This is a genomic window from Mucilaginibacter sp., from assembly GCF_039207105.1.
Lineage (GTDB): Bacteria > Bacteroidota > Bacteroidia > Sphingobacteriales > Sphingobacteriaceae > Mucilaginibacter.
The window spans coordinates 1-4400 of sequence record NZ_JBCECK010000258.1; the positions used below are offsets into that span (position 1 = coordinate 1).

A 4400-nucleotide genomic window follows, 5' to 3' on the forward strand; every position below is an offset into this window, starting at 1 on the left:
AAGAGCGTTATTTGCATAAAATTTATATATGAAGAAAACTCAACTAATTATGCTGTTACTTTTATCAGCTATATTTATTCAAAGCTGTAAAAAGGACGAAACTACTACTGCTTCTACCACTTCTGATAAAATTCTGTCTGCCAATATTAACGGCGTAGCTTGGAACCCTGATACTGTAAGTGCCGCGATTACTTATAACGCTGCTGCAAAAACCAAATCGTTCACCGTTACCGGTACAGCTACCCAGCAACAGGTAAGCATCAATATTACATTACCAAACAGTACTAATGATAATACCTTTGGATTAGCTACATACAAGGTTGATACTACCTCAAGAGTGGTACTGAAATATTTGACTCAAAACGCGCAGGGTGGCTTTGACCAGATCGGTGTTGTTGAACCCGGCTCAGGCTCGGTAATTATATCAGGTATTGACACAGATAAAAAATTGATCACAGGTACGTATTCTTTCACGTCAAAACAGGTAAATAAAGATCAATCCGGTAACATTATATCCATCAATGTACAACAGATTTTGCTGGGATCATTCACCAATTTGCCTTATAGCTTTGTGAACAATTAATCATAGTTTTATTGACATAATTAAGTTGAACTAAATAAATATTTTTTTAGGCTAAGCTTTTGTCAGCGTGGCCAATTAATAATAAAAAAGGCCCGGTACAATTTGTACCGGGCCTTTTTTATTATTTACCCGGAGGGTTAGGAGTTGGCGCAGGGCTTGGGTTTGGTGAAGGTGACGGTGTAGGGCTCGGATTAGGCGTTGGCGTAGGTGATGGATTTGGATTTGGCATAGGCGTAGGCGACGGATTCGGATTCGGGTTTGGCATCGGTGTAGGCGATGGATTTGGATTTGGATTAGGATTAGGCATAGGTGTTGGGTTAGGCGTTTTTTTCTTACCCGGAACGGTATCCGTAACCATTATTGTTTTTTTAATATTTAAGCCATTGGCTTTTTGCTGATCATCAGCTTTATGATTGCCGGCAAATACCACAGATGCGGTAAAGGTGAGCGCGATGGCTGCTGCCGTGATTCTTAAATTTCTCATAATTTTTTCTTTAATTGTTTTAAAAATTAACTAATAAGATAACATATTTCAGATACTTAAGGTTTTAATTATTTTGACTATTGCCCTCAGATTATTGCAGGTATATATAATCAACCGGAAATATTTTAATACCTCACTCTTTTTGCAAACAATTAGGCGCTGTGTGCATTAGGTTTTAGGATATGGCATCATCAAATAAATCTATTTACAGCGCGTTGGCTGCAAACCTGCTTATAGCAATAACCAAATTTATAGCTGGTTTTATAAGCAACAGTGCTGCTATGCTATCAGAAGGGGTTCATTCGGTGGTTGATACCGCCAATCAGTTATTGCTGTTGCTGGGCTTGCATCAAAGCAAAAAGAAACCCGATGCCCGGCATCCTTTTGGTTATGGTAAGGAGCTTTATTTTTATTCGTTCATCGTATCTATATTAATATTTGGCCTGGGAGGCGGTGTATCCATTTATCAGGGTATCAGCCATATTATTCATCCGGATATACCCGGTAACCCAACCTGGAGTTATGTGGTGTTATGCTTGTCGGTAGTATTTGAGGGAACTTCGTTTATTATATCGGCCAAAGAATTTAATAAGCTCCGGGGCGATCAAACCTGGTGGCAGGCCATCACCAACAGCAAAGATCCGTCTACCTTCCTGGTACTGTTTGAAGATGGCGCGGCCGTGATCGGTTTGTTTATCGTGATGATCTGCCTGTTTTTGGGCCATCATTATCATCTTGATTATCTGGATGGTGTAGCTTCATTGCTGGTGGGTTTACTATTGGTAGGCGTATCTATTATACTGGCGCGCGAAAGCCGCAGCCTGCTCATGGGCGAAGGCATCAGCAAGCAAACCAAGGTTCGTATTAATGAAATAGTGGAGGAGGATACCGATGTATTAAAACTGATGCACGTCCTGTCAACCTACCAGTCGCCAAGTGAGATACTGCTGATGCTTATTGTGGCCTTTAAACCAAATTTGAATACCGATGAGATCAATGAAGCCATCTCCCGCATCCGCAACAGGGTTAAGGACGAGTACAGCCTCATTCATTTTGTGATCATTCAGCCCGAAACTTACATGGATAAGGTAAGCCCTAATGTGCAGACTTATATTTAACAGAGAGAGAACTTCTTTTGGGAAATCAGGAGGCACCTACGGTGCCATTCTTAATTTTTTTTATACTATAAACACGCAACTCCGCTGGAGTTGAGAAAATTGATAAAGTTCCGGAGGAACTACCTGTTTATAGCAAATCAAATAATGTTTAATGGCTCCATAGGAGCCCCCTTTTTAAGTCAATTCGTTGATAGCGTCGCTCTGCACAACAGATTATTTCCCAAGAATCAATATATTTAAGCAAAATCACCTTATGGCAAAATCAGAACTCCAGAAAATGCTCGACGGCGAGCTCTACAATGCAGGCGACCCCGAATTAGTAGCAGGCCGCTCCAAAGCGCGTCAATTATTTACAAAATACAACGCGCTAAGCTACGACGATCAGGAAGCCAAAAAGGTTATTTTGAGAGAGTTGTTGGGAAAGTTTGAAAACAACATTGATATACAATCGCCATTTTATTGCGATTACGGTTCCAATATTTTTGCCGGCGAAAACCTGTTTATGAATTTTAACTGTATTATACTCGATTGCGCCCGTATTACACTGGGCGATAATGTATTTATGGCGCCCAATGTGCAGTTGTATGCAGCCTATCATCCCGTATTAGCTTCTGAACGCATCAAAGGGCCGGAGTATGCCGCTCCAATTACCATTGGCAATAACGTTTGGCTGGGTGGTGGCGTTATTGTTTGTCCTGGTGTTACTATTGGCGATAATACTACTATAGGTGCGGGCAGTGTGGTTACTAAAGATATACCCGCCAACGTGGTAGCCGCAGGTAACCCTTGCCGTGTGATCAAACATTTATAAAAAAGGCAGCCGCATTAAGCAGCTGCCTTGACAACAGCTATAAAAATAGCTGTTTATATATAGGGTTGTTTAAAGTGACGTGTTTAAAGTATTATTGATAGCGTTTATCCTGACCTCAACCCTGCGGTTTTTTTGCCTGCCCTCTGGTGTTTTGTTGCTGGCAATGGGCATGGTACTGCCAAATGGTGTAGTCACTATTTTTTCGGCAGATACGCCTTTTTTAACCAGGTAATCTTTGATGCGGTTGGCCCGCTTGTCAGATAGTTTCCAATTGCCCACATAAGTGCCAATTGAATCGGCGTGGCCGCGGAGTGCCAGGGAGTAATTTTTGTCGATCAGCATTTTGGCAAGCTGATCTAACTGATCATCATATTTGATGCGGATATCAGCCTTGCCAAAATCAAACTGAAGGTTGCCGGTTAGTTCGGCTATGGTCATAGCACGTTTGGGTGGCGTGGTGCTTTTATAAACGGGCTTAGGTGGGTTGATATTCGCGTTTGCTTCGATGCTTATTAACATCAAGGCAAATAAAGCCAAAGGAAAAAAATTTGTTTTCATGGTTTGCTCAATTAGTTAATAATTATTCCATAAGGTATATCTTAAGAAAGCTTAACTTATTGACATTGTTTATTAACTAAAGCTTATTGTGATGTGTATCGTAAACTACTGTATAACAGTGGGTAGTAAAATATTCGTGCAGGTTGTGCGTGTTTTTATAAACAGCGATGAACAGCAAATTTGGTAACAGATAAATTTCAAATACGAGGTTTAATGTCATATTCCACACCACGTCAAATTTTCCACAATTCCTTAAAACCGGGGGCAATGCATTAACTTAGCCGATTAATAAAAAGGATAACCGCTTGGCTAAAGATACTACCAAAGAAACCCCCTTAATGCAGCAATACAACACCATCAAGGTTAAATACCCGGGTGCTTTGCTGCTGTTTCGCGTAGGCGATTTTTATGAAACCTTTGGCGAAGATGCCATCAAAGCCTCGGGGATATTAGGCATTGTGCTTACCCGTCGCGCTAATGGCGCCGCCACGCATATTGAGCTGGCCGGTTTCCCGCACCACTCACTCGAAACGTATTTACCAAAACTGGTAAGGGCCGGGCAGCGTGTGGCCATTTGCGATCAGCTGGAAGACCCAAAAACTACCAAAACCATTGTTAAGCGTGGCGTTACCGAGCTGGTTACCCCTGGTGTAGCCACCAACGACAATATACTGCACCAAAAAAGCAATAATTACCTGGCATCGCTGCATTTTGAAAAAAATACCATCGGCATTGCCTTGATTGATATTTCAACAGGGGAGTTCCTGACAGCACAAGGCAACAGTGATTACATTGACAAGCTGCTGCAAAGTTTTTCGCCCAGTGAGGTGATTTACCCTAAAAGCC

Annotated in this window: 5 protein-coding genes and 1 pseudogene; 4 read left to right on the plus strand and 2 right to left on the minus strand. The window is 41.6% G+C overall.

Annotation, left to right across the window (positions count from 1 at the left end; genetic code table 11):
* The first annotated feature begins 28 nt into the window (after positions 1-28).
* On the plus strand, positions 29-583 hold the full coding sequence (locus tag AAGC65_RS25110) for a hypothetical protein (protein ID WP_343115205.1): 555 nt from the start codon (positions 29-31) through the stop codon (positions 581-583).
* Between the two features lie 121 nt (positions 584-704).
* On the opposite strand, the gene AAGC65_RS25115 is transcribed toward AAGC65_RS25110, so the two are convergent.
* A complete protein-coding gene (locus tag AAGC65_RS25115; protein WP_343115206.1) occupies positions 705-1067 on the minus strand; it encodes a hypothetical protein in 363 nt (120 codons plus the stop codon).
* Positions 1068-1249: 182 nt separating this feature from the next.
* Here AAGC65_RS25115 and AAGC65_RS25120 point away from each other — a divergent pair, with 182 nt between their 5' ends.
* Both AAGC65_RS25120 and AAGC65_RS25125 read left to right on the plus strand, forming a co-directional pair.
* The gene (locus AAGC65_RS25120; protein ID WP_343115207.1) at positions 1250-2185 is read left to right on the plus strand and encodes a cation diffusion facilitator family transporter; all 936 of its coding nucleotides are present in this window, start codon (positions 1250-1252) and stop codon (positions 2183-2185) included.
* 253 nt (positions 2186-2438) lie between these two features.
* Positions 2439-2996 carry a sugar O-acetyltransferase gene (locus AAGC65_RS25125; RefSeq protein ID WP_343115208.1) on the plus strand — a complete coding sequence of 186 codons (558 nt, stop codon included), beginning with the start codon at positions 2439-2441 and terminating at the stop codon, positions 2994-2996.
* 69 nt (positions 2997-3065) lie between these two features.
* On the opposite strand, the gene AAGC65_RS25130 is transcribed toward AAGC65_RS25125, so the two are convergent.
* On the minus strand, positions 3066-3554 hold the full coding sequence (locus AAGC65_RS25130; RefSeq protein WP_343115209.1) for an OmpA family protein: 489 nt from the start codon (positions 3552-3554) through the stop codon (positions 3066-3068).
* Positions 3555-3859: 305 nt separating this feature from the next.
* On the opposite strand from AAGC65_RS25130, the pseudogene AAGC65_RS25135 reads away from it, so the two are divergent.
* Positions 3860-4400: pseudogene (locus tag AAGC65_RS25135) on the plus strand (DNA mismatch repair protein MutS); the annotation flags it as partial.

Excerpts from the sequence above, each read along its gene's own strand:
- AAGC65_RS25120 (WP_343115207.1), top strand. The coding sequence starts at position 1,250 with ATGGCATCATCAAATAAATCTATTTACAGCGCGTTGGCTGCAAACCTG.
- AAGC65_RS25130 (WP_343115209.1), bottom strand. The coding sequence starts at position 3,554 with ATGAAAACAAATTTTTTTCCTTTGGCTTTATTTGCCTTGATGTTAATA.
- AAGC65_RS25115 (WP_343115206.1), bottom strand. The coding sequence starts at position 1,067 with ATGAGAAATTTAAGAATCACGGCAGCAGCCATCGCGCTCACCTTTACC.
- AAGC65_RS25125 (WP_343115208.1), top strand. The coding sequence starts at position 2,439 with ATGGCAAAATCAGAACTCCAGAAAATGCTCGACGGCGAGCTCTACAAT.
- AAGC65_RS25110 (WP_343115205.1), top strand. The coding sequence starts at position 29 with ATGAAGAAAACTCAACTAATTATGCTGTTACTTTTATCAGCTATATTT.